Source organism: Rummeliibacillus pycnus, from assembly GCF_002884495.1.
GTDB lineage: Bacteria > Bacillota > Bacilli > Bacillales_A > Planococcaceae > Rummeliibacillus > Rummeliibacillus pycnus.
This window is the reverse complement of the sequence record NZ_KZ614145.1, coordinates 2478740-2505680: the sequence shown is the minus strand read 5'-3', so window position 1 is coordinate 2505680 and position 26941 is coordinate 2478740. Positions and strand designations below refer to the sequence as shown.

Annotated in this window: 25 protein-coding genes; 24 read left to right on the top strand and 1 reads right to left on the bottom strand. The window is 35.8% G+C overall.

Annotated elements, in window-relative coordinates; genetic code table 11:
- Positions 1-36: 36 nt before the first annotated feature.
- The 5 genes from CEF14_RS12235 to CEF14_RS12215 all read left to right on the top strand — a co-directional run bounded on the left by CEF14_RS12235 (position 37) and on the right by CEF14_RS12215 (position 8174).
- Positions 37-1173 carry an acyl-CoA dehydrogenase gene (locus CEF14_RS12235; protein WP_102693118.1) on the top strand — a complete coding sequence of 379 codons (1137 nt, stop codon included), beginning with the start codon at positions 37-39 and terminating at the stop codon, positions 1171-1173.
- A 3-nt stretch (positions 1174-1176) separates the two neighbouring features.
- Positions 1177-1803, top strand: a complete 627-nt coding sequence (locus CEF14_RS12230) for a TetR/AcrR family transcriptional regulator (protein WP_102693117.1) — start codon at positions 1177-1179, stop codon at positions 1801-1803.
- 112 nt (positions 1804-1915) lie between these two features.
- Positions 1916-5164, top strand: coding sequence for a fused isobutyryl-CoA mutase/GTPase IcmF (gene icmF / locus CEF14_RS12225; protein ID WP_102693116.1), 3249 nt, complete (start codon positions 1916-1918; stop codon positions 5162-5164).
- 687 nt (positions 5165-5851) lie between these two features.
- The gene (rpoE, locus tag CEF14_RS12220) at positions 5852-6415 is read left to right on the top strand and encodes a DNA-directed RNA polymerase subunit delta (RefSeq protein ID WP_102693115.1); all 564 of its coding nucleotides are present in this window, start codon (positions 5852-5854) and stop codon (positions 6413-6415) included.
- Positions 6416-6581: 166 nt separating this feature from the next.
- Positions 6582-8174: a CTP synthase gene (locus CEF14_RS12215; protein ID WP_102693114.1), complete on the top strand. Its 1593-nt coding sequence runs from the start codon at positions 6582-6584 to the stop codon at positions 8172-8174.
- Positions 8175-8252: 78 nt separating this feature from the next.
- Here the strand turns inward: CEF14_RS12215 and CEF14_RS12210 are convergent, their stop codons facing one another.
- Positions 8253-8771 carry a DUF2529 family protein gene (locus CEF14_RS12210; protein WP_102693113.1) on the bottom strand — a complete coding sequence of 173 codons (519 nt, stop codon included), beginning with the start codon at positions 8769-8771 and terminating at the stop codon, positions 8253-8255.
- Positions 8772-8916: 145 nt separating this feature from the next.
- Between CEF14_RS12210 and CEF14_RS12205 the strand changes: the two genes are divergently transcribed.
- The 19 genes from CEF14_RS12205 to upp all read left to right on the top strand — a co-directional run bounded on the left by CEF14_RS12205 (position 8917) and on the right by upp (position 26936).
- Positions 8917-9276: a response regulator gene (locus CEF14_RS12205; protein WP_281256515.1), complete on the top strand. Its 360-nt coding sequence runs from the start codon at positions 8917-8919 to the stop codon at positions 9274-9276.
- A 94-nt stretch (positions 9277-9370) separates the two neighbouring features.
- Entirely contained in the window at positions 9371-10225 is an 855-nt protein-coding gene (locus CEF14_RS12200; protein ID WP_102693111.1) for a class II fructose-bisphosphate aldolase, read from the top strand.
- 89 nt (positions 10226-10314) lie between these two features.
- Positions 10315-10962 carry a fructose-6-phosphate aldolase gene (gene fsa, locus CEF14_RS12195; RefSeq protein WP_102693110.1) on the top strand — a complete coding sequence of 216 codons (648 nt, stop codon included), beginning with the start codon at positions 10315-10317 and terminating at the stop codon, positions 10960-10962.
- A gap of 14 nt (positions 10963-10976) precedes the next feature.
- Positions 10977-12269: a UDP-N-acetylglucosamine 1-carboxyvinyltransferase gene (locus tag CEF14_RS12190; protein ID WP_102693109.1), complete on the top strand. Its 1293-nt coding sequence runs from the start codon at positions 10977-10979 to the stop codon at positions 12267-12269.
- Positions 12270-12363: 94 nt separating this feature from the next.
- The gene (gene glpX / locus CEF14_RS12185; RefSeq protein WP_102693108.1) at positions 12364-13332 is read left to right on the top strand and encodes a class II fructose-bisphosphatase; all 969 of its coding nucleotides are present in this window, start codon (positions 12364-12366) and stop codon (positions 13330-13332) included.
- Positions 13333-13470: 138 nt separating this feature from the next.
- Positions 13471-14754 (top strand): transcription termination factor Rho, encoded by a 1284-nt coding sequence (gene rho, locus CEF14_RS12180; RefSeq protein ID WP_102694389.1) that lies wholly within the window; start codon positions 13471-13473, stop codon positions 14752-14754.
- Between the two features lie 337 nt (positions 14755-15091).
- Positions 15092-15292, top strand: a complete 201-nt coding sequence (gene rpmE / locus CEF14_RS12175) for a 50S ribosomal protein L31 (RefSeq protein ID WP_102693107.1) — start codon at positions 15092-15094, stop codon at positions 15290-15292.
- A gap of 210 nt (positions 15293-15502) precedes the next feature.
- Positions 15503-16099: a thymidine kinase gene (locus CEF14_RS12170; RefSeq protein WP_102693106.1), complete on the top strand. Its 597-nt coding sequence runs from the start codon at positions 15503-15505 to the stop codon at positions 16097-16099.
- A gap of 342 nt (positions 16100-16441) precedes the next feature.
- Positions 16442-17521: a peptide chain release factor 1 gene (gene prfA, locus CEF14_RS12165; protein WP_102693105.1), complete on the top strand. Its 1080-nt coding sequence runs from the start codon at positions 16442-16444 to the stop codon at positions 17519-17521.
- Positions 17505-18371 (top strand): peptide chain release factor N(5)-glutamine methyltransferase, encoded by an 867-nt coding sequence (gene prmC / locus CEF14_RS12160; protein ID WP_102693104.1) that lies wholly within the window; start codon positions 17505-17507, stop codon positions 18369-18371. The genes prfA and prmC overlap by 17 nt, the downstream gene beginning before the upstream one ends.
- A 47-nt stretch (positions 18372-18418) precedes the next feature.
- Positions 18419-19030: a stage II sporulation protein R gene (locus CEF14_RS12155; RefSeq protein ID WP_170061505.1), complete on the top strand. Its 612-nt coding sequence runs from the start codon at positions 18419-18421 to the stop codon at positions 19028-19030.
- A 101-nt stretch (positions 19031-19131) separates the two neighbouring features.
- Entirely contained in the window at positions 19132-20172 is a 1041-nt protein-coding gene (locus CEF14_RS12150) for an L-threonylcarbamoyladenylate synthase (RefSeq protein WP_102693102.1), read from the top strand.
- Positions 20173-20586: 414 nt separating this feature from the next.
- Positions 20587-21093 carry a manganese efflux pump gene (locus CEF14_RS12145; RefSeq protein WP_102693101.1) on the top strand — a complete coding sequence of 169 codons (507 nt, stop codon included), beginning with the start codon at positions 20587-20589 and terminating at the stop codon, positions 21091-21093.
- 46 nt (positions 21094-21139) lie between these two features.
- Positions 21140-21580 (top strand): low molecular weight protein arginine phosphatase, encoded by a 441-nt coding sequence (locus CEF14_RS12140; RefSeq protein ID WP_102693100.1) that lies wholly within the window; start codon positions 21140-21142, stop codon positions 21578-21580.
- Positions 21581-21582: 2 nt separating this feature from the next.
- Positions 21583-22875, top strand: a complete 1293-nt coding sequence (locus CEF14_RS12135; protein WP_102693099.1) for a methyl-accepting chemotaxis protein — start codon at positions 21583-21585, stop codon at positions 22873-22875.
- 475 nt (positions 22876-23350) lie between these two features.
- On the top strand, positions 23351-23794 hold the full coding sequence (gene rpiB / locus CEF14_RS12130) for a ribose 5-phosphate isomerase B (protein WP_102693098.1): 444 nt from the start codon (positions 23351-23353) through the stop codon (positions 23792-23794).
- 24 nt (positions 23795-23818) lie between these two features.
- Entirely contained in the window at positions 23819-24367 is a 549-nt protein-coding gene (locus CEF14_RS12125; RefSeq protein ID WP_102693097.1) for a TIGR01440 family protein, read from the top strand.
- 20 nt (positions 24368-24387) lie between these two features.
- Complete coding sequence (gene glyA, locus CEF14_RS12120) at positions 24388-25650, top strand: serine hydroxymethyltransferase (protein WP_102693096.1); 1263 nt, start codon at positions 24388-24390, stop codon at positions 25648-25650.
- 656 nt (positions 25651-26306) lie between these two features.
- Complete coding sequence (upp, locus tag CEF14_RS12115; protein WP_102693095.1) at positions 26307-26936, top strand: uracil phosphoribosyltransferase; 630 nt, start codon at positions 26307-26309, stop codon at positions 26934-26936.
- The last annotated feature ends 5 nt before the right edge of the window (positions 26937-26941 follow it).

Here is a 26941-nt window from a genome sequence, read left to right as displayed (position 1 = left end):
TTTTAAAAAATATATAAATCAAAGGGGAAATATGGGATGAACTTTACACTATCTGAAGAACATGAAATGATAAGAAAAATGGTAAGAGATTTTGCTGTAAACGAAGTAGCACCTACTGCTGCAGAACGCGATGAAAATGAAACATTCGATCGTGCAATTTTTAACCAAATGGCGGAGCTAGGTTTAACAGGGATTCCTTGGCCAGAAGAATACGGTGGTATTGGTTCAGATTATTTAGCTTACGTAATTGCAGTAGAAGAATTAGCACGTGTATGTGCTTCAACAGCTGTTACACTTTCAGCGCATACCTCTCTTGCTGGATGGCCAGTTTATAAATTTGGCACAGAAGAGCAAAAACAAAAATATTTGCGTCCAATGGCAGAAGGAAAGAAAATTGGAGCTTACGGTTTAACAGAACCAGGTTCGGGTTCAGATGCTGGTGGTATGAAAACAACAGCAAGATTAGATGGGGACCATTACATATTAAACGGTTCTAAAATTTTTATCACAAATGGTGGGATTGCAGATATTTATGTTGTCTTTGCAGTAACGGATCCTGATGCTAAAAATAGTACTTCAGCATTTATTGTGGAAGCTGATTTTGAGGGCTTCTCTGTAGGTAAAAAAGAAAAGAAAATGGGCATTCGTTCATCACCTACAACAGAAATTATTTTTGATAACTGCCGTGTGCCAAAGGAAAACTTACTTGGAGCAGAAGGGGAAGGCTTCAAGATTGCGATGAAAACATTAGACGGTGGACGAAATGGTATTGCAGCTCAAGCTGTTGGTATCGCGCAAGGCGCATTAGATGCAGCAGTAGCCTACTCAAAAGAACGTGTACAATTTGGTAAACCGATTTCAGCTAACCAAGGTATATCATTTAAATTAGCAGATATGGCAACTGCTACAGAAGCTTCAAGACTATTAACCTACCAAGCAGCATGGCTAGAATCAAATAATCTATCTTATGGAAAACAATCTGCAATGGCTAAATTAATGGCTGGAGATACTGCAATGAAAGTGACAACTGAAGCAGTTCAAGTTTTTGGCGGTTACGGATATACAAAAGAATATCCAGTAGAACGTTTTATGCGTGATGCAAAAATTACTCAAATTTACGAGGGTACTCAAGAAATCCAACGTCTCGTGATCTCTCGTATGCTTTTAAAATAATATATGGCAAAAGAACGCAAAAGGCAGATTCACACATCTATCAAAGATGAAAGTTTAATAGAAAAAAGGCGAACGGAAGTGATTCATGCAGCTGTTCGTCTCTTTAAAGAAAAAGGCTTTCATCGAACGACGACAAGAGAAATCGCCAAAGAAGCGGGCTTCAGTATAGGCACACTCTATGAATACATCCGTACGAAAGAAGATATACTCTATCTCGTATGTGACAACATTTATTTAGAAGTTCGAAAAAGATTAGAACCGATCCAACAACATGAAGCTACGATGGAAGGTTTAATTTCTGCCATTCATCAATACTATTTACTTGTAGATGATATGCAAGACGAAATGCTTGTCATGTATCAAGAATCGAAATCTTTACCAAAAGATGCTCTTGAATACGTACTAACGAAAGAAATTGAGATGGTAGGACTTTTTGAAACTCTGTTAGCAGGTTGTGTCAAATCAGATGAAATAGAAATGTCTAAAAAAGAAATAAAACTACTTGCGCATCAAATCGTACTTCAAGGTCAGGCGTGGTCCTTCCGACGATGGGCATGGCGTAAGAATTTTAAAATAAAAGACTATATTAAAATGCAAACACAAATTCTATTAAATGGTATTAAAGCATAGAGGTTTTTAGGGATGCAAGGAAGATAAACACAAACAGTGAGATGATTGTTGTTTTCTTTACCTTGCATTTTCTATAGGGAGAAAGCGTTTATTTATAAGGGGGATATATAAAATGACAAAGGTAGAAGTTTATAGACCACGAAATCACGTACGTTTCGTAACGGCATCAAGTTTATTTGATGGCCATGATGCATCCATTAATATCATGCGACGCATTTTACAATCAAGTGGAGTCGAGGTAATCCATCTAGGTCATAATCGCTCAGTTGAGGAAGTTGTAAATGCTGCAATTCAAGAAGATGCACAAGGAATTGCCATTTCTTCCTATCAAGGTGGTCATATGGAGTATTTTAAATATATGCACGACCTCCTTATGGAAAAAGGGGCGCCTCATATTGGTATTTTTGGTGGAGGCGGCGGTGTTATTCTGCCAAAAGAAATTAAAGAACTTCAAGAGTACGGTGTAAAAAATTTGTTTTCTCCAGAAGATGGCTTAGCACTAGGGTTACAAGGTATGATCAACAAAATGATTGAAAAAAGTGATTTTTCTACTGTGAAAGAAGGTTTGGTTGATAAGTTATTACAACTAAATACGGAAACGCCTGAAATACTAGCACAATTAATAACAGCAGTTGAAGAAGGGGAAAATCCTGAAGTTATTGAATTATTACAAACGGCTAAGGAACTATCTAAAAAAACGCCGGTATTAGGAATCACAGGTACAGGTGGAGCAGGGAAAAGTTCATTAACGGATGAATTAATTCGTCGCTTCCTACACGAATTTCCAGATAAGAAAATCGCCATTGTATCTATTGATCCTACGAAACAGAAAACGGGTGGTGCTTTACTAGGCGACCGAATTCGTATGAACGCAATCTTCAACAATCGCGTGTATATGCGTAGTCTAGCAACACGTAATTCACATACAGAACTATCTTCGTCGCTTGGTGATGTATTAGAAATAGTGAAAGTTGCTGGATTTGATTTGATTGTGGTTGAAACGAGTGGAATTGGGCAAGGAGATGCTGCGATTACAACCGTTTCAGATTTATCAATGTATGTGATGACAAGTGAGTTTGGAGCACCTACTCAACTAGAAAAAATTGATATGATTGACTTTGCAGATTTAATCGTAATCAATAAATTTGAAAGAAAAGGTTCAGAGGACGCATTACGTCAAGTACAGAAACAGTATCAACGCAGTCGTGAATTGTGGAATAAGGATCTTGATGAAATGCCTGTTTATGGAACAATTGCTAGCCAATTTAATGATAAAGGAACAAACTCCTTATTTGCTGCATTGATTCAAGTTATAAATGAAAAATGTGGCTCCAATTGGCAAACATCCTATGAGCAATTTGTTAAAACACAAAAACAAAATGTCATTATACCAAACGAACGTCGATACTATTTACGAGAAATTTCAGAAACAGTTCGTGGATATCATAAAAAAGCCGAACAACAAGTGGGACTAGCAAGAAAACTATTCCAATTAGAAGGATCACTTAATTTGGTACAAGAGAAATCACCAGATGATGCACTTATACATTCATTACAACAATTGATCAATGGTGTAAAAGATCAACTAACTACACAATCGAAACAAATTTTAGAGAATTGGAAGACGTTGAAGGAAAATTATAGTAGTGATGAACTTGTAACCAAAGTGAGAGATAAAGAGATTCGTACATTATTAACAACTACAAGTTTATCAGGTTTGAAGATACCTAAAGTTGTATTACCGAAATTTGTGGATTACGGTGAAATTCTTCGCTGGGTTTATGCAGAAAATGTCCCAGGATCATTCCCTTATACTGCAGGAGTATTTCCGTTTAAACGACAAGGTGAAGATCCAAAACGTCAATTTGCTGGTGAAGGTACTCCAGAACGAACTAATCGTAGGTTCCATTATTTATCAAAGGATGACGATGCAAAGCGTTTATCAACTGCATTTGACTCTGTTACTTTATATGGAGAAGATCCGGACGAGCGACCAGATATCTATGGGAAAGTGGGGGAATCTGGTGTTAGTGTTTGTACGTTAGAAGATATGAAGAAACTCTATGCAGGATTTAATTTATGTGCACCTTCAACATCTGTATCAATGACAATCAATGGACCTGCTCCAATAATTTTAGCGATGTTTATGAATACTGCTATTGATCAACAGGTGAAATTACGTGAACAAGAGCTTGGCCGTACATTAACAGTAGAAGAATTTGTTGAAACAAGATCCCAAACTTTAAACGTAGTACGCGGTACAGTGCAAGCAGATATTTTAAAAGAGGACCAAGGGCAAAATACGTGTATCTTCTCAACAGAGTTTGCACTTCGTATGATGGGGGATATTCAGCAATTCTTTATAGATGAAAAAGTTCGCAATTATTATTCAGTATCGATCTCTGGCTATCATATTGCAGAAGCAGGAGCAAATCCGATTTCGCAGCTTGCTTTCACATTAGCAAATGGTTTTACGTATGTTGAATACTATCTAAGTCGTGGCATGCATATTGATGATTTCGCACCAAATCTTTCATTCTTTTTCTCAAATGGACTTGATCCAGAATATAGCGTAATTGGTCGCGTAGCACGTCGTATTTGGGCAATAACAATGCGTGATTTATATGGAGCAAATGAACGTAGCCAAAAATTGAAGTATCATATTCAAACATCAGGAAGAAGTTTGCATGCACAAGAAATTGACTTCAATGATATACGCACAACATTGCAAGCACTAATGGCATTACACGATAACTGTAACTCTTTACACACAAATGCGTATGATGAAGCTATTACCACACCAACAGAAGAATCTGTTCGTCGTGCGATGGCCATTCAAATGATTATTACAAAAGAACATGGCTTAACAAAAAATGAAAATCCGTTACAGGGATCTTTTATTATTGAAGAATTGACAGAACTTGTGGAAGAAGCAGTGCTTGCGGAGTTTGATCGCATGAATGATCGAGGTGGCGTACTTGGTGCTATGGAAACACAATATCAACGAGGCAAAATTCAAGAAGAGTCAATGCACTACGAATCATTAAAACATTCAGGAGAATTGCCAATTATCGGGGTGAATACTTATTTAAATCCAAACCCACCATCTGAAGAAACAATTAACAGTATGGAAATCGCTCGAGCATCAAAAGAGGAGAAAAACGCACAAATTCAAAACTTGCGTCACTTCCAACAACAACACGCAGATGAAGCAGTTGTTGCGTTACAACGTCTAAAAGAAACAGCTAAACAAGGTGGCAATATTTTTGAAGAACTTATGCAAACCGTAAAAGTAGCAAGCCTTGGACAAATCACCAATGCTTTATACGAAGTTGGTGGACAATATAGACGGAATATGTAAGAGGGTTTGAAATCAAAGCTGGAGGAAACTATAGTACTTCTAGTTTTCAGTGATAAAGGGGCTAGTAGAACTGGATCGTAATAATGGCAGTAAAATCTATCAATAGTAGGCTAAGTAGTAACGATATGAATTGATTAGCTATAAATAGCTCATAATAATATATAGCATGTATAATAGTACTAAATTTGTTTATGAAAACAAAAAATCACTCAATCATTTAGTCATTAATCAGTTTTCTTGTTCACCTACTTTACGAATAAGCAATTGAGGAGTATGCTTATTCAACGGAGTAAATTTAAAAATATAAGCTTTTGAGTTAAATAATATACTACGAAGTGTCTAGTCAATTGATTAGGCCTTCTTTTTCACTTTTATCCCGCATTATCGGGGATGAAGTAAACCTTACTGATAAAGAGTTTCAATTTATAGAATACTGATTAGACTATATTGAAGGAGTGACGGTACAGTGAAAATCGTGATACATTTCATGATTATTATATTGTGCTTTATACTGACTTATTATATATATGATAAGCAATTAGGGGCTATTTCATTCCTTCTTCTCGCAATATATTTGTTTATCTATGGATTTAATCGTTTGCGAATCGAAAAAAAGAAGAATTGATTGTAGCGAAAAATAAGTATAATTGTATATAATGGATATTATGTTTATGAAGAAGAAAGGACGTGCACGAATTGAACCTTCGTGATTTAAATCAAGAACAGTTAACAGAGGAATCATTAATAAACTTAGCTTACGCTATCTTAGAAGAAAAACATCAACCATTGGCATTTGCTGAAATTATGCAAGCTATTCAAGATTTAGGTGCTCGTACAGCAGAAGAAATGAAAACATTGGCGATCCAATTCTATACAGATATTAATATTGATGGTCGTTTTATTGTATTAGGAGAAAATCGTTGGGGAATCCGCGAATGGTATGCAATTGATCAAGTGGAGGAAGAAACTGCTCCAACTGTTAAAGTCCGTAAGAAAAAATCTAAAGTTGTTGATGAAGAAGAACTTGACGAACTTGATGATGAAGATATCGAATTTGATGAAGACTTCGATGAATTTATCGACGATGATGAAGAAGAAATCGAAGATGATGATTTTGATAATGCCGATATTGATGAAATTGAAGACGAAGATTTAGATGAAGATATTGAAATCGAAGATGAAGAATTTGAAATTGAAGATGAAGATGAAGATTTAGACATTGATGAATTAGAAGATAAAGAAAAAGAATAATATCTTGACAACTTAGGTATTATCATTTACCCTTTTACTTGGGCTCCTTAAAAAAGGAGAATGACCGTATAAGTAATACGCTCCCCCTGCAATTTATTGCGGGAGGGGCGTTTTTTGTATTTTTTATAGGTGTTTAAGAAACACTACCATCAAGGAGGAATTTGCATTGACTAAATATATTTTTGTAACCGGTGGCGTAGTTTCATCACTCGGCAAAGGTATTACAGCAGCATCATTAGGACGTTTATTAAAAAATCGTGGATTAGACGTAACAATTCAAAAATTTGACCCGTATATCAATATCGACCCAGGAACAATGAGTCCTTATCAACATGGTGAAGTATTTGTAACAGATGACGGTGCGGAAACAGACTTAGACCTTGGTCACTATGAACGTTTTATCGATATTAACTTGGGAAAACATTCAACTGTTACTTCAGGTAAAGTATATTCTACTGTATTGAAAAAAGAACGTCGTGGTGATTATAACGGTGGAACTGTACAAGTTATCCCACATATCACAAATGAAATCAAAGATCGTATTCAAAGAGCAGGAAGAGAAACAAATGCAGATATCGTGATCACTGAAGTGGGTGGTACAGTAGGGGATATCGAATCATTGCCATTCCTTGAAGCTATTCGTCAAATGAAAAGAGATCTTGGAAATGAGAATGTACTATATTTACACTGTACACTAATTCCTTATATTGCAGCAGCTGGCGAATTAAAAACAAAACCAACACAACACTCAGTAAAAGAATTACGTTCTTTAGGTATTCAACCAAATATTCTTGTTGTACGTACAGATCGCCCAGTTCCTCAAGAAATGAAAGAAAAACTAGCGCTATTCTGCGACGTGAAACCACATGAAGTCATTGAATGTGTAGATGCAGATCATTTATATGAAATTCCTTTAGCTCTACAAGCTCAAGATTTAGATGATATCGTACTAGATCACTTTGGTATTCAAGCTCCAGAAGCTGATATGGAAGATTGGAAAGCACTTGTTAACAAAGTGAAAAACTTGAAAAAAACAACAAAAATTGCTCTTGTAGGTAAATATGTAGAATTACAAGATGCATATATTTCAGTTGTTGAAGCACTTAAACATGCTGGATATGCATTTGACACTGATATTGAAGTAAATGCTATCAATGCAGAACATGTAACACCTGAAAATGTAAAAGAATTACTGGAAGATGCAGACGGTGTCCTAGTACCAGGTGGTTTCGGCGATCGTGGTGTTGAAGGTAAAATTCTTGCTATTCAATATGCACGTGAAAACAACGTACCATTCTTAGGGATTTGTCTAGGTATGCAACTTGCAACAATTGAATTTGCACGCAATGTACTTGGTCTTGAAGGTGCACATTCTACAGAATTAAATCCAGAAACAAAATACCCAATCATTGATTTATTGCCAGAACAAAAAGACGTAGAAGATTTAGGTGGTACACTTCGTCTTGGTTTATACCCATGTAAACTAAAAGATGATTCAATTGCAGCAAAAATCTATGACGATGAGTTAGTTTATGAACGTCACCGTCATCGTTATGAATTTAATAACGAATATCGTGAAGCAATGGAAGCAGAAGGTTTAGTCTTCTCAGGTACTTCACCTGATGGACGTTTAGTTGAAATTATTGAATTACCAGGGAATAAATTCTTCGTGGCATCTCAATTCCACCCAGAATTTAAATCTCGTCCAAATCGTCCACAACCTTTATTCCGTGATTTCATCGGAGCATCAGTTAAATAGTCAATTCTAATAAAAGCCAGACTCTTATTGGAGAGTCTGGCTTTTTACTACCTTTATAAGAGTTGGAATTGAGAAAGTTTATAATCCTGCTAACATTTCATCATAAGACATTTTAATGGCTTCGTAGATAAATAGCGCTGTCATAGTATGTGGTAATACACTTCGTTCGCCTAATTCATTTGGTAGCAAACCTTTATTAATTCCTAATGAAATATATGTGTATGCTAAATCTGCCATTTCACTTGCATCCTCTTCTTTTTCACTTGCAACGACAGTAAAAGGGATAAAGCGTTCATATAAAGTATGTGCTAGAGCTAAAGCATCGGGATGATTAGCATGACGAGTGAAAATACATACTCGATCTAAGTCTGTAATTTTCACATCCTTTGTCCAAGGAAGTAATTTCTTGAAAGGCTCAGCGGCATTTAAAGCATTGATTTCAATGGCTTGTAACTCATTGAAGCATGCAAAGTAAACAACACCATCACCAATACCAGCTTGAGCTAATAAGCGTGCAGATTCTTCTATTGCATCTTCTTGATTAGTAGCAATTCTTTGAAGTAATCCACCAACTTGAGTAGATAACATTTTTAACATTCTATTCACCTCATGATGTTAATTATAGAGATGGATTATTTTAATTGCAAAATTGAAAATTGTAGATTTTTTTAACTTCAAGAAGGAGAAAATGAGATAACCGCGAATACTATAAATTGATGGCAAAGTAAGGAGTAGAAGTATAATGAGAAAAATATTAATCGTTGATGATCAACAAGGCATACGATTACTGCTAAAAGAAGTTTTTAAAAATGAGGGATATGAAACATTCTTAGCCTCAAATGGGGCAGAGGCCATTCAGCATATAGAAAATACAAGTTTAGATTGTGTCTTACTAGATATGAAGATTCCAGGTATGAACGGATTAGAAATTTTAAAACACATTAAAAAACTTTTTGCAACATTACCGGTTGTCATGATGACAGGAAATAGCGATATGGACTTAATTCGAAATGCAAAAGAGCTTGGAGCAAGTTATTTTTTTACAAAGCCGTTTGATATTTTTGAAGTAAGGAATACGATTAACAATTTGTTGAAAGAATAAGTATAGACGGTGGTCAATACTTATTCTTTTTGTTATTATGATAGTGATATTATTCAATTTAATACCGTGCTACATCCTAAAGGAGGATTTACTAATGGCTTTGGTTTCAATGAAAGAAATGCTAATTACAGCAAAAGAAAATGGATATGCTGTTGGTCAATTCAATATTAATAATCTTGAATGGACTCAAGCAATTCTACAAGCAGCAGAAGAAGAAAAATCACCAGTTATTCTTGGGGTATCTGAAGGTGCTGGTAAATATATGGGTGGCTTTATAGCTGTAGTTCAAATGGTTAAAGGGCTAATGGAAAGTTATAAAACAACAGTTCCAGTAGCGATTCACTTAGATCATGGTTCTAGCTTCGAAAAATGTAAAGAAGCAGTAGATGCAGGTTTTACATCTGTCATGATAGACGCTTCTCATCATCCTTTTGAAGAAAACATTGAAATCACTTCAAAAGTTGTAGAATATGCACATGCACATGGCGTTTCTGTTGAAGCAGAACTTGGTACTGTTGGTGGTAACGAAGATGGTGTTATCGGTGGTATCATGTACGCAGATCCAGAAGAATGCCGTAAAATGGTAGAAGCAACTTCAATTGATTGCTTAGCGCCAGCTCTTGGTTCAGTTCACGGACCATACCAAGGTGAACCTAACTTAGGTTTCAAAGAAATGGAAGAAATCTCAAACTTAGCAGGACTTCCATTAGTACTTCATGGTGGTACAGGTATCCCTACAAAAGATATTCAACGTGCTATTTCTTTAGGTACTGCGAAAATTAATGTGAACACAGAAAATCAAATCGCTGCTACAAAAGTGATTCGTGAATTCTTAGACAATGATAAAAAAGTTTATGATCCACGTAAATTTTTAGGACCAGCTCGTGAAGCTATTAAAGCTACAGTCATTGGTAAAATTCGTGAATTCGGTAGCTCACAAAAAGCTTAAGCATATATTTTAATAGAGAGAAGTGGGAGAAGATTTCGATTGTAAAGTCGGATCTTCTCCATTTTTCCATCAAACAGGAGGAATATAAATTGAAGTTTTTCATTGATACAGCAAATTTTGAAGAAATTAAAGAAGCACACTCTTGGGGGATTATTTCAGGTGTTACAACAAATCCATCTTTAGTAGCTAAAGAAAAAAACATTTCATTTCATGATCGTCTAAAAGAAATCGCTGAATTAGTAGATGGCTCAGTAAGTGGAGAAGTTATCTCATTAGAGGCTGAAGGCATGATTAAGGAAGGTCATGAATTAGCTAAAATTGCCCCAAATATTACAGTTAAACTTCCAATGACTCCAGCAGGTTTAACAGCATGTTCAACACTTTCTAAAGAAGGTATTAAAACTAACGTTACATTAATCTTTAGTGCAAACCAAGCATTACTTGCAGCACGTGCTGGTGCAACCTATGTTTCTCCATTCTTAGGTCGTTTAGACGATATCGGTCAAGATGGTACAGAATTAGTACGTGAAATTGCTGAAATCTTTGCAATTCATGAACTTCCAACTCAAATCATCGCCGCTTCAATCCGTCATCCACAACATATTACAGAGGCTGCTCTTGCAGGTGCACACATTGCAACTACACCATATAAAGTATTAAAACAATTATTTAATCATCCTTTGACTGATAAAGGTATTGAAGGTTTCATGAAAGACTGGGCAAATAAAGATAAATAATTAAGGAGATTCTCATGGACGTATATAAAATTGCAGGAGAAAAACATTTAAAAGGCACAATTAAAGTTAGTGGCGCAAAAAACAGTGCAGTTGCTTTAATCCCAGCTTCTATTTTGGCTAATTCTCCTGTGACTATTGAAGGATTGCCAGAAATTTTAGATGTTTGGACATTGAAGGCCTTACTTGAAGAAATCGGTGGAGAAGTTGAATTTAATGATGGTCACATGGTAATAGATCCTCGTCCAATGATTGATATGCCATTACCAAATGGCAATGTCAAAAAACTTCGTGCTTCCTATTACTTGATGGGGGCAATGTTAGGTCGATTTAAAAAAGCAGTAATTGGCCTACCTGGTGGATGCCATTTAGGTCCACGTCCAATTGACCAACATATTAAAGGCTTTGAAGCTTTAGGTGCACAAGTTACAAATGAACATGGTGCTATATATTTACGCGCAGAAGAATTACATGGTGCGAAAATTTACTTAGATGTGAGTAGCGTAGGTGCTACGATTAATATTATGCTTGCAGCTGTGTTAGCAAAAGGGAAAACAATCATTGAAAATGCCGCAAAAGAACCTGAGATTATTGATGTTGCCACATTATTAACGAATATGGGTGCAAAGATTAAGGGAGCCGGTACAAATGTGATTCGTATCGAAGGTGTAGAAGAATTACATGGCACCAATCATACAATCATCCCAGATCGCATTGAAGCAGGAACTTATATGATTATGGCAGCTGCCGTAGGTGATGGTGTGATTATTGATAATGTAATCCCATTACACTTAGAAGCAGTTACTGCAAAATTACGTGAAATGGGCGTACAGATAATTGAAGAAGAAGAACGCATTATTATTCCAAAAACAAATGCTTTAAAATCAGTTGATATTAAAACATTGGTATATCCAGGGTTCCCAACAGATTTACAACAACCTTTTACTGTTCTATTAACACAAGCAAATGGTTCTTCTATTGTTACAGATACAATTTATTCTGCTCGTTTCAAACACATCGACGAAATTATCAGAATGAACGCAAATGCAAAAGTAGAAGGACGTTCAGCGATTATAACAGGACCTAGCAAGTTAGAGGCTGCTACAGTTACTGCAACAGATTTACGTGCAGGAGCTGCATTAATCATTGCTGGTTTACTTGCAAAAGGTGAAACAGAAATTCATGATATCTATCACATAGAGCGTGGCTATAGCGATATTATTGCTAAATTACAGGCTTTGGGTGCAGATATTCATAAAGAGACAATCGAACCAGACTCCAAAAAAAGTGTAACGAATAGATCGAACTGAAAAAAATCCGCAGACAAAGTTCTGTGTGCTATAATAGATTTAGTTTGAAACGATTCCAGTCAAAAAGACAGGAAAACGGGAGGAACAGTAAAAAATGAAACGCAGTTTATCAATGGAAGTAGTACGTGTAACAGAAGCGGCAGCAATCGCCTCAGCAAGATGGATGGGCCGTGGATTAAAAATGGAAGCAGATGACGCAGCAACTACAGCAATGCGCCAAGTATTTGACTCAATTCCTATGGATGCAGTTGTTGTAATTGGAGAAGGCGAAATGGATGAAGCACCGATGCTTTATATCGGTGAAAAACTTGGCTCTGATCCAAATGGTCCTCAAGTTGACATCGCAGTTGATCCACTAGAAGGTACTAACATCGTAGCAGCAGGAAGTGGCAATGCTTTAACAGTATTGGCAATTGCCGATCGCGGTAACTTACTCCATGCACCTGATATGTATATGGAAAAAATCGCAGTAGGTCCAGAAGCAGCAGGTAAAATTGATATTGATGCACCTGTTATTGACAATTTACGTGCAGTAGCAGAAGCAAAAAATAAAAATATCGAAGACGTTGTAGCTACTTTACTAAATCGTGAACGCCACCAACCAATCGTTGATCAAATTCGTGCAGCTGGTGCTCGCATTAAATTTATCTCAGATGGTGACGTAGCAGCAGCTATCAACACTGCATTTGATGAAACAGGTGTTGATATTCTATTTGGTACAGGTGGTGCACCAGAGGGTGTAATTGCAGCTGTAGCATTAAAATGTCTTGGAGGAGAATTCCAAGGTAGACTTGTTCCTTCAAATGATGAAGAAATTGAACGTTGCCATAAAATGGGCATCGAAGTCAATAAAGTGTTGAAAATGGATGATTTAGTTAAAGGTGATGACGCAATCTTCGCTGCAACTGGTGTAACAGATGGCGAATTATTGAAAGGTGTCCAATTCAAAGGTGGTCACTGTACAACAGAATCTGTCGTAATGCGTGCAAAATCAGGAACTGTTCGTTTTATCGAAGGCAGACATAGTTTGACTAAAAAACCAAAACTATTTATGCAAGATTAAACTTCAATTTTTACTTGCCCGGCATCAGCCGGGCTTCTTCTTATTAATGTTCATTCCATTCAAAAACTCGCAAAACTCACATACCATATTTTCGAATTTTTTCTAAAACAATATTATATTAAGAGTGGTGTTATGCCTATGACGACAATGACAATTTCTCAACTAGAAGATATGAAATTAAAGGACTTGTATGCGCTTGCACGAGAGTATAAAATTTCATATTATGGAAAGTTGACTAAAAAAGAATTAATTTTTGCAATTCTAAAATCACGTGCTGAAAGTGAAGGATATTTCTTCATGGAAGGTGTTTTAGAAATTATCCAACAAGAAGGATTTGGCTTCTTACGTCCTATTAATTATTCACCAAGTTCAGAAGATATCTATATTTCAGCATCTCAAATTCGCCGTTTTAGTCTTCGAAATGGTGACAAAGTAACAGGGAAAGTACGTCCACCAAAAGAAAACGAACGCTATTATGGACTTTTACATGTAGAAGCAGTAAATGGAGAAGATCCTGAAATAGCGAAAGAGCGTGTGCATTTCCCAGCACTTACACCACTATATCCAGATCGACAAATCAAACTGGAAACAACACCTTCAAAACTATCTACACGTATTATGGATTTAGTTGCTCCAGTTGGTTTTGGACAACGTGGTTTAATCGTAGCACCACCAAAAGCAGGTAAAACTTTGCTTTTAAAAGAGATTGCAAATGCAATTACAGAGAAGCATCCAGAATCTGAATTAATTGTTTTACTAATCGATGAAAGACCCGAAGAAGTAACCGATATTGAGCGTTCAGTAAAAGCGGATGTTGTTAGTTCGACATTTGACGAATTACCTGAAAATCATGTAAAAGTCGCAGAACTTGTTTTAGAAAGAGCTATGAGACTTGTAGAACATAAACGCGATGTTATTATACTTATGGATTCAATTACAAGACTTGCACGTGCATATAATCTAGTAATCCCTCCAAGTGGTCGTACACTATCAGGTGGTATTGATCCGGCAGCATTTCATAGACCAAAACGTTTCTTTGGTGCTGCAAGAAATATCGAAGAAGGTGGTAGCCTAACAATTTTAGCTACAGCTCTTATCGATACTGGATCACGTATGGATGAAGTGATTTATGAGGAATTTAAAGGTACAGGTAACTTAGAATTACACCTAGATCGTAGTCTAGCAGAGCGTCGTATTTTCCCTGCAATTGATATTCGACGTTCGGGAACTCGTAAAGAAGAACTATTAATTCCTAAAGACCAACTTGATAAACTTTGGGCAATTCGTAAAACATTCTCAGATTCACCTGATTTCGCAGAACGCTTCCTAAAAAAATTGCGTAACACAAAAACAAATGAAGAGTTCTTTGAAACATTGAATACTGATATGAAAGCTGCACGAAATGGTAAAGGATTAATTTAAGAAAAAGATGCAATATCTAGAATTTTAAAAGATGTTATAAAATAGATTTTTTATTTAACAAATTATCTGTGAAACAGAGAAGAATTTAGAATAACTATTTAATTCTGCAATTTGTGATCGTACAATATACCAAAATGACATGCGTAAAGAAAATATCCATAAGATTGTAAATGCAATATTTAATATTTAGTAGTTGCGCCTTTTTAGAATTCTTGTTATACTACGGATAATGCATTTCATACGCGTTGCATATGCGGCAAACTAATCTGGGCCGTGTAAGGCAACAGTTCGATAATACTCTGTTCCGGATGGTTCAGGGCGAGAGGAGATACTAAATATGAAACCAGGAATTCACCCAGAATACAAAGAAGCAACAGTAACTTGCTCTTGCGGTAATTCTTTCAAAACAGGTTCAGTAAAAGAAGACATCACTGTAGAATTCTGCAGCGAATGCCACCCATTCTATACTGGCCGTCAAAAATTCGCGTCTGCTGATGGACGTGTGGATCGTTTCAACAAAAAATACGGTCTTAAATAATTTATCTAGAACACTAAAATACCTGCCTAGCATAGAATTGCGAGGCAGGTATTTTTCTTGCGACAAAACGTATTTTCGTGTAGTATAAAGCTCGTTGTTTTAAATAAAAATACGTCTCACATAACATATTATTTATCGAAAAAAAAGAGCGGTAATCCTATCACTTTTTCGGTATGATGATTGATATACGTTTCGAAAGGAGTCTAGTCAATGTACGTTATGACTCAAAATGGCTGGATTGAAGTGATCTGCGGCAGTATGTTTTCGGGGAAATCCGAAGAATTGATTCGACGTGTACGCAGAGCCCAATTTGCAAAACAAAAGATTGCTGTTTTTAAGCCGAAAATTGATAATCGCTATAGTGAAGAAGCGGTTGTTAGTCACAATGGAACAACAGTAATTGCTCATCCAATTGAACAATCTACCGAAATGTGGAATTATCTTACAGATGATTTTGATGTAGTTGCAATTGATGAAGCCCAATTTTTTGGTGAAGATATTATTGAAACTGTTCAAAAGCTAGCGAATCATGGCTATCGTGTAATACTAGCTGGACTAGATCAAGATTTTAAAGGTGTACCATTCGGGCCTATGCCAGAATTAATGGCAATTGCTGAGCAAGTAACTAAACTTCAGGCTGTTTGTAGCGTTTGTGGTTCACCGGCAAGTAGAACCCAAAGACTAATTAATGGTCAACCTGCAAAAGCAGACGATCCTGTAATCTTAGTTGGTGCTGCAGAAGCTTATGAACCTCGTTGTCGCCATCACCATGCAGTTCCAGCTGGACAAACTGATATGGTTAAATAACACAAAAAAAGAGGAGTGGCAAATTGCTACCCCTCTTTTAATATAAGACGCAAAATATCAAGAAAACTACAAAATAACAGTCTTGATATTCTAAAAGAGTAGCAAGAGTAACTTTTTTTCATTATACTATTTAAGGAGCATATAAAAGCAAAAGTAGTTCATCCAAACCAAACATGCTATTTGTAGACCATTATGAAATATATTTTCCGTATTTAGGTAAATAAAACGAGGTCTGCTTACAATAGCTGTTTAGAAATAATAGAACGTGAGTATTAGCACGTGTCAGCCCATATAAGAAATACAAATAATAAATTGATGATAGAAAGGTACAGGTGAAAAATAATGTTTGATCGCCTACAAGCTGTTGAAGATCGTTATGAGAAGTTAAACGAACTTCTAAGCGATCCAGATGTTGTATCTGACTCCAAAAAACTAGCGAAATATTCAAAAGAACAATCTGATATTCAAGAAACTGTAGAGGTTTATCGTGAATATAAATCTGCAAAAGAACAATTAGCAGATGCAAAAGAAATGTTAGAAGATAAGTTAGATCCGGAAATGAAAGAAATGGTGAAGGAAGAAGTTAGCGAATTAGAAAAACAAATCGTTAATTTTGAAGAACGCCTTCGCATCTTATTAATTCCAAAAGATCCGAATGATAGCAAGAACGTTATTATGGAAATCCGAGGAGCTGCTGGTGGTGATGAAGCTGCATTATTCGCAAACTCATTATTCCGTATGTACAGCAAATACGCTGAAACACAAGGCTGGAAGATTGAAATAATGAACGCAAACCCAACAGAACTTGGTGGTTATAAAGAAATTGTCTTTATGATTAATGGCCAAGGTGCTTATTCTAAATTTAAATTTGAAAGTGGTGCACACCGAGTACAACGTGTACCAGAAACAGAATCACAAGGTCGTGTGCATACATCAACATCTACGGTTGTTGTAATGCCAGAAGCAGAGGAAGTAGAGCTAGACCTTCAAGAAAAAGATATCCGCGTAGATATTTATCATTCATCAGGTGCTGGCGGTCAGCACGTCAACAAAACGGCATCAGCTGTTCGTATGACACATATTCCAACAGGTATAGTTGTTGCCATGCAAGATGAACGTTCTCAATTGAAAAACCGTGAAAAAGCGATGAAAGTCCTTCGTGCACGTGTTTACGATAAATTACAACAAGATGCACAAAGTGAAATCGATGCAGAGCGTAAATCAGCTGTTGGTACAGGGGATCGTTCTGAACGTATTCGTACTTACAACTATCCACAAAACCGTGTGACAGATCACCGCATTGGCTTAACTATTCAAAAACTCGACCAAATCATTGAAGGTAAATTAGATGACATTATCGATGCGTTGATATTAGAAGAACAAGCCAAAAAATTGGATGCATTAAATGACACAGCACTTTAAATTTGTTTATGAGGCCCTGAATGGGGCTTCTTCTTTTTTACGGGATAATGGTCGAGAAGAAGTAGCGGCAAGATTACTTTTACAACATGTATTAAAAAAATCATACACTGGTTTACTAACAAGCATGCATGATGAAATGACAGAGGATGACAATCAGGTATTTTGGAAAATGGTTGAATTCCATGCAAGTGGGATGCCTATTCAGTACATTATAGGCAAGGAAGAGTTTTATGGACGAACATTTATAGTTAACGAGTCTGTACTGATCCCAAGACCTGAAACAGAAGAGCTGATTGTTGAAGCCACTAAACGTATTAAACGTATTTTTGGAGATAAGCCTGCCATACAACTAGCTGATATTGGTACTGGGAGTGGTGCAATAGCGATCACAATGAAAAAGGAGATACCTTCTTTATTTGTAACTGCAACTGATATTTCACCGGATGCATTAAGCGTAGCGAAGAAAAATGCAGAAATACTTGGAGCAGATATTCATTTTGAAGAGGGAGATTTAACAGTACCGATTGAACAACAGAAATGGCAAGTTATACTTTCCAATCCACCGTATATTGCATACGACGAAGCAAAAGATATGTCAGAAGTTGTACTTGATCATGAACCGCACACAGCACTTTTTGCAGATGAGGATGGACTAGCACTTTATAAAAGACTAGCAAAGAATCTACCAAAATTGATGACGAAACCTAGTTTTATAGGCGTAGAGATAGGTTATGCACAGGGACCAGCAGTGGCTAAACTGTTTAAAGAAAGTTTTCCACAAGCGAAAATTGATATTTTACAAGATATGAATGGAAAAAATCGTATGGTTTTTTGTGAGTTAGGTGAATAAATAGTAATCTCTTTGGCCATGATAGAGTCATGGAGGGGGAGTACAAAATGATAGAAGATTATAATGCTATTAAACAACCACAAGAATTATCTTACTACACTATTAAACAACCAAAAAAACAATCACAAGTGAATATACTTTTGCAATTTATAACATCACTTTTACTTATACAGTTAGTATTACTGATCATACAGGGGATTTTAACTCAACAATATAGTACAGAATTAGAACAACCAAGATTTCGTATCATTGCCAATAGTAATTCTGCAGCAGATCAGCAATATAAGCATCAACTGGTAGAAAAAATAAAACCAATCCTAGAAAATGCGATTCAAAATTCATCTACAGAGTTGAACTTATCAACAATTGAAAACCAAATTAAAAGTAAGTTATCCACAGAAATGGAAAAAGAGAAGATAAACATCACAACTACGAAAGCATTATTTCCACCAAAACGCAATGATTATAAAATGTATGCACAAGATAAATATCAAGCAATCGTCGTGACAATTGGAACAGGCAAGGGAGATAATTGGTGGTGCGGTTTATTTCCAAAAGTTTGCTATCGTGAGGAAGATTCCAAGAAAGAAAATGAAGAAGAAGAAGAAAAGCCGAAATTTTTTATAGTTGAATGGTTTAAGAGTCTTTTTAAAGATTAGAGTTACCCACAATATTTGGTAAATTGTCCACAATTTTTACAATGTTATCAACAAATTGTGCATAACTTTCTGAAAACTCTTATATATAGGGAGGAAATAACATGGAAACACAACGTTTCATTGTGGATAACAATGTGGATTCAGAAAAAAGTTATTCACAAGCTGTGGATTTGTTAAATAATGGAGAGCTAGTTGCTTTTCCGACAGAGACGGTTTATGGCCTTGGGGCTGTAGCAACAAATGAATCAGCAGTTAAAAAAATCTATGCCGCAAAAGGAAGACCTTCAGATAATCCTCTGATTGTCCATATAGGTACTTTTGCTGAACTTGAAAAATATGTGGATTATATTTCAGATAAAGCGAGAAAGTGCATGGAGGCATTTTGGCCAGGGCCATTAACGATTATTTTCAAAGTAAAACCAAATATCCTTGCACCGAGTGTGACTGCAGGTCTTGATACAGTTGGTATTCGAATGCCTAACCATCCAGTTGCAATAAGACTTCTACAAAAACTCGGAAAGCCGGTAGCTGCTCCAAGTGCCAATCGTAGTGGAAAACCTAGTCCAACAGAAGGAATTCATGTTGAACAAGACTTAGCAGGGGAAATTCCAATGATCTTAGATGGAGGAGCAACTGGTATCGGTGTTGAATCCACTGTCATAGATCTTACATTAGAAACACCTGTCATTCTACGTCCAGGTGCTATTACAAAAGAAATGTTTGAAAAAGTTATTGGTCCAGTTGAACAACCCACTCATATCGAACAAAAAGCAGGTGCACCTCGCGCTCCTGGGATGAAGTATACACATTACGCACCAAATGCGCCTGTATACTTAATCGAACAAAATGAACAACAGGTTTCGCGAGCTATTAAAGAGTTACAACAACAAGGGCACAAAGTAGCGTTACTTGGACCACAACGCTTTGCACATCTAGTTTCGAATTGGTTCTTTACATTGGGAGATTCAAAGGAAGAAATGGCTGCAAATCTTTTCCATGCATTACGGGCTTGTGATTCAACTGCAGCAGATATTGTGTTAGCAACTGTTACATCAACGGACGGCGTCGGTGCAGCTATTATGAATCGCCTTGAAAAATCTGCAGGTGGCAAATGGTATTCAAAGGATTACCAAAAACAATAATGTTCTTTATTTTAAAATAAACGTTTCATCAATTGTGCTTTTAAGGGTAGTTAACCCTCAACTATCTTCTTTTGTCTCTCTCAAACTTAGGCTTTACTGACCGTTAAAATGCAGGATAAAACAATATCATTAAAAAGCTTCTTTATGAAAAATCATAAAGGAGCTTTTTCTATTAATAAGAATTGTATATGTAGGTTTAAAGAATAGGTAAAAAATACATTAGAAAATTTTTTATTTCCTATTTTTAGACTAACTTTGTAAAAGGTATGCATTTAGAGAATCAATTAATTACGTGTTTTTACGGTATTACGGTTGAACTTCAATACATAGGATAAAGTGAAACTTCTATCAGTGGATTTTCTCCATCTTCACTAATGGCTAGTTAAAGAGATTCCTAAAGAACGGAGGGATATTGTGCCAGAAATTATTGCAGCTATTATCACGGCGATGGATGTTTTGACAATTTATTTACTATTGCCTCATATAAAATATCGTTTTTGGCTTTCGTTATGGACAGGTGCTCTTCACATGATTTTTCCTTTAATTGGGTTTCATGTAGGGGAATGGTTAGCTGGATATATATCAAACCTTGCTCAAAATATTTCAGGTTTATTATTAAGTATGATTGGTGTACAACTATTATTAGCAGCCAGGGACAGTAAACCTGCGCAAATACCAGTCATATTATTAGCTGTAACCACAAGTTTAGATACCTTTTCAGTGAGTGTATCTTTTGGTATGCTTCAATTACAAGAATTATTACTAATTTGTAGTATGGGAGTATTTGCTTTTCTATTTTCATATATAGCATTAATATTAAATAAAAAAATACCAATAAGAATAGGTATTTGTTTACAAATAATTGCCGGGATTTCGTTACTTTTGATGGGTATTTTTTCATTTGATTTTTTAAAAAAATAGAACATTTTTACTGTATTTTAATATATAATGATGGTGAGGGAGTACGATGAATATTTATTTTGTATGTACAGGAAATACTTGTAGAAGTCCGATGGCAGAAGCCATATTAAAATCTAGAAATCTCAAAGAGATCGAAGTGAAATCTGCAGGATTATTTGCTATGCCAGGAAGTCCTATTTCACAGAATACAAAATCGGTTTTAAATGAGCAGAATATTGACTATAATCATACTGCTCAAACAGTTAATCTAGAAGATTTGCAATGGGCTAATTTAATATTAACAATGACATCTGGGCATAAAGAATCGTTATTACAAAAATTCCCTCAAATGGCAGATAAAACGTTCACATTTAAAGAATATGTAAAGGGAAATGATGATCTGGATGTATTTGATCCGTTCGGAGGAGATATTTCAACATATCGTGAAACTTTCAAAGAACTTAGTAAATTAATGGATGCACTTGAAAAGAACTTAATGGAGGATTGACTATGGCACAAAAAAACGAGCAACATTCTTTTGGGTTAAAAAAGAAACTCATTCTGTTTGTAGCGGTATTAGCAGTCATTACATATAGCGTAAGTTTCTTCTTTATTGAGTATTTACAACCCCAAATTTTCCCAAATGTTAAAAAATCAGTATTTGAAATCATTACATATGTTTTAGGGATTATATGGTCTGGTATATTAGCTGGAATCTTTAGTTCTTTATTGGTTAAACCGTTACAAAAACTAGAAAATGTTGCAAAAGAAGCGGCTGAAGGGAAAATTGGAAAAGATATAGAAATGCCTAACAGTTCAGATGAAATCCGTTCACTATCCGAAGCATTTCAAACAATGCTTGTGAGCTTACGACAAATGGTTTCAAGTATTAACCAAAACTTTCAAACAACAAACAAAACTGTTTTAAATTTATCAGAAGAAACAGGGCAAGCATCAAAACAAACAGAATCAATTGCTGAAACAATTTCAAATATATCTGAAGGGGCATCTAGTTCAGCAATCGCTATTCAAGAAACGGCGGAAGCACTCGAAGATGTCCGATTATTAGCAGAAGAAGTAAATCAACGTGCCTTGACATCTTCAAATCAATCTGCACAAATGATGTCAGAACTAAAACTCACAACAAATGCTATAAATCAACTAGTAGAAGGCATTGAAAAAATTACAACAGGAAACCAATTAGCACTAAAAGATATACATCAACTTGAACAAAATGCATTAAAAGTAGAGCAAATTATTCAGCTTGTCGGAGATATCGCTGAACAAACAAATTTACTTGCTCTAAACGCTTCAATAGAAGCAGCAAGAGCGGGAGAACATGGAAAAGGTTTTGCAGTAGTTGCTGAAGAGGTCCGCAAGCTTGCAGATGAAAGTGCAGAAGCTGTAAAAGGCATTACACAACTGATTCAAACTATTCAATTAGATGTTCAAACAGTAGTTGGTAAGATGACAGAACAAGTTGAATTTGCAGAAGGAGAAGTAGCTCGTATTTCCGAAACAACATCTGCAGTTGATGGTATGGCATCAATGGTTGGCAAAATGGCAGACTCAATCGTAGAAATCTCTGAATTTGTGGGTAAGCAATTACATAACATTGAAAAAACCGCACATCAATCTCAAGAAGTGGCAGCAATTGCTGAACAGACTTCTGCAGGTGCTTTAGAAGTCCAAAGTGCAACCGATGAACAGGTTCGGTCAATCGAACAAATCGATCAACTTTCACAAATACTAAAGAAACAGTCAGAAGATCTATACCAAATGATTCAACAATTTGAACGGTAAGTAAAAAAGCTATCTAAAAAATAATTTTTGTTCAAAGAAGATAATAGAGAAAATATAAAAAATCTGCTTATTTCTATAGAGGAAGTAAGCAGATTTTTATTTAGAGGCTACGAATCCTGCGTAAAAGCGTCCGACTGAATAGCAGAAAAGTATTGTTTTGATGATGATTTGATTTTTCTTTCTGGACAATTCCTTTTTGTATGTAGATACTAAATAACTGATTTCATCCATCTAATTTTGGTTTTAAATACGAATCATTTAATGATTTTTTAAAATGCATAAAAAGCGAATTAATTTATAGTAAAATAAATATATATTCGTATTTTAGTGTGATTTAACCCAAAAAACGACTGAAAAATTACGAAATATTCGTATTTTAAAAACTTTCCTATCGCAATTAGGTGAAAAATATGTCATTATACATATAGAAGTGGTAAACTGATGATGAATAGAACAATTGAAAAGAGGGAACCCATTGAAAATTGCAATTTCATCAGATCATGGTGGTAACAACTTACGAAAAGAAATCATAACTTTATTAGAAGAATTAGGTATTAGTTATGAAGACTTCGGTCCAAAATCATCTGATTCAGTAGATTACCCAGACTATGCACTACCAGTTGCAAATAGAGTTGCTAGTGGCGAATTTGACCGTGGCATATTGATTTGTGGCACAGGTATTGGTATGTCTATTACTGCCAACAAAGTAAAAGGCATCCGTTGTGCTCTAGTACATGATGTATTCAGTGCAAAAGCAACACGTTGTCATAATGATTCAAATGTGTTAGCAATGGGTGAAAGAGTAATCGGTCCTGGGTTAGCACGTGAAATCGTTCAAACTTGGCTATCAACTGATTTTGAAGGTGGACGTCATGAACGTCGAATCAGCAAAATCACAGCTTTAGAAGAACAAGAATAATGATTAGATTCGAGGTCTTAAGCGATGAACTTACAACAAATTGAAAAACAGCTACAAACGCTGCTATCAGAATTTGAACAACAAGTTACTTTTCGTAATGGCCAAATCTTTGTCGTAGGTTGCTCAACTTCAGAAGTAAAAGGCAAAAAGATTGGCACAGAAGGCGGCTTAGAAATTGCTGAAGCTTTATATAAGCCTTTAAAAGCATTTGCCGATAAACATGAAATTTATTTAGCGTTTCAAGGCTGCGAACATTTAAATCGGGCCTTAACAATAGAAAGAGCTACAGCAGAACAATATCGACTAGAGCCTGTCTCTGTCATTCCAATTCAACATGCTGGTGGCTCGATGTCTACTTTTGCGTATAGTCAATTTGAAGATCCAGTAGTGGTTGAAGAAATTGCAGCGCATGCAGGCATTGACATAGGTCAAACATTGATTGGTATGCATTTGAAGAAAGTGGCAGTTCCTGTCCGTACCTCAATCTCACATATTGGAGATGCAGTCGTGACAGTTGCAAAAACTCGTCCAAAATTAATAGGTGGCGAGAGAGCTGTATACAACAAAGAGTAAAAGTAGGGGGAATAGGTGTAATGGAAAATCTTGCAGCACAAGAAAAGTCAATCATTGCGTCACAAGACGAAGCAGTATTTGAAGCAATGGAAAAAGAATTTGCTCGACAACAATCAAATATTGAGTTAATCGCATCTGAAAATATCGTTTCTAAAGCGGTATTAGAAGCGCAAGGCTCTGTATTAACTAACAAATACGCTGAAGGCTATCCTGGTAAACGCTACTATGGTGGTTGCGAGTATGTAGATATTGTAGAAAATATTGCACGTGATCGTCTAAAAGAAATCTTTGGTGCTGAATATGCAAACGTACAACCACACTCAGGCGCTCAAGCAAATATGGCTGTGTACTTCACAATTCTACAACCAGGCGATACAGTTTTAGGTATGAACCTATCTCATGGTGGACACTTAACACATGGTAGTCCAGTTAACTTTTCTGGTGTTCAATATAACTTTGTAGAATATGGTGTTACGAAAGATACAAACTTAATCGACTATGAAGATGTTCGTCAAAAAGCTCTTGAACATAAACCAAAACTAATTGTTGCTGGCGCATCTGCATATCCACGTAAAATTGATTTTGCTAAATTCCGTGAAATCGCCGATGAAGTAGGTGCTTATTTCATGGTAGACATGGCACACATTGCTGGTCTTGTAGCTGCAGGAGAACACCCAAATCCTGTACCATATGCAGACTTTGTGACATCAACTACTCACAAAACATTACGTGGTCCACGTGGTGGTCTAATTCTTTGTAAAGAAGAATGGGGTAAGAAAATCGACAAATCGATCTTCCCTGGTATCCAAGGTGGTCCTTTGATGCATGTCATCGCAGGTAAAGCTGTTGCATTTGGCGAAGCACAACAACCTGAATACAAAGAATACATCGGGCAAGTTGTAAAAAATGCAAAAGTATTCGGTGAAGCATTGCAAGCAGAAGGGATTAAACTTGTATCAGGTGGTACAGATAACCATTTATTACTTTTAGATGTACGTTCTCTAGGCTTAACAGGTAAAGTTGCTGAAAAACTATTAGATGATGTAAATATTACAGCAAATAAAAACACAATCCCGTTTGATCCAGAAAGCCCATTTGTCACTTCAGGTGTTCGCGTTGGTACACCAGCTGTTACTTCTCGTGGCTTTAAAGAAGAAGACATGAAAGAAGTTGCTGCAATCATTTCTTCTGTATTGAAAAACCCAGAAGACGAAGCGGTAAAACAAGATGCGATTAAACGCGTAAAAGTTTTAACAGATAATCACCCAATTTATTCAAAATAATTACCAAATACAAGCTACCTTTGCATAGGCAAAGGTAGCTTTTTGTATTTTAAAACAATGGAAAAAAGAAAATAAATTAGGATAATCTAAAACAATAGTATGATGCGAAATTCATCTAAAATAAAGAACGTTTAATAATATCGTTTTTGATGATTGTGAGTGGATGAGGCAAATCCTCGAAAAGTTTCTCTCTTGCGGAGTTGATTCAGGAAGCTTATTCGTAAAGACATTGAAAAAATGAATGCAATGAAAATTTATAAGTTCGCCCACAGAAAACGGAGTTGATTCTGATTCCACTTCACCCTATAGCAGATATATATACTATAAATATTTGTATTTCTTCACTTTTTCAATCGCCTCAAAGCTATGAGGCTCAACGCTCATCCACGAAGCTAGTTCCACATCATACAGAAGTAAATGAAACTATTAATATTGCACTAAAACACTTTATAGTACTCTGGGAGATTAAAGTAAATTTCATGTAAAGTGCCACTTGTAGCCGAACATCTGAAACTGAATATTAAAATGTTTGTATTTAAAAACCAAAAATGGATTTGTGAACTTGATTAAATTAAAAAAAGCAAAATCATTTTACATAAGTCTGATTTTTTTCTGTTATAATAAGCAAGATAAATATTTAATAGGGAGAGATCACCTTGGGTAAAGTATACGTATTCGACCATCCATTAATTCAACACAAACTAACATATATCCGCGATAAAAGCACAGGTACAAAAGAATTTCGCGAACTAGTAGACGAAGTAGCAACACTTATGGCATTTGAAATCACTCGTGATTTACCAACTGAAGAGATTGAAATTGAAACACCTGTTACAACAACAAAAACAAAAGTATTAAGTGGTAAGAAGATTGCAATTGTACCAATTCTTCGTGCTGGTTTAGGGATGGTAGACGGAGTATTAAAATTAATTCCAGCTGCAAAAGTAGCTCATATCGGTTTATACCGTGATCCAGAAACATTAAAACCAGTAGAATATTATGCAAAATTCCCAGCGGATTTAGAAGAACGTGACTTTATCATTGTTGATCCAATGCTGGCAACTGGTGGTTCAGCAATTGAAGCGATCAACTCACTTAAAAAACGTGGAGCAAAAAATATTAAATTTATGTGCTTGATTGCTGCTCCAGAAGGCGTTAAAGCCATTCAACAAGAACATCCTGATATCGATATTTACATCGCATCTTTAGATGAAAAACTAAATGATCATGGTTATATTGTTCCAGGACTTGGCGATGCTGGTGACCGTTTATTTGGAACAAAATAATATAA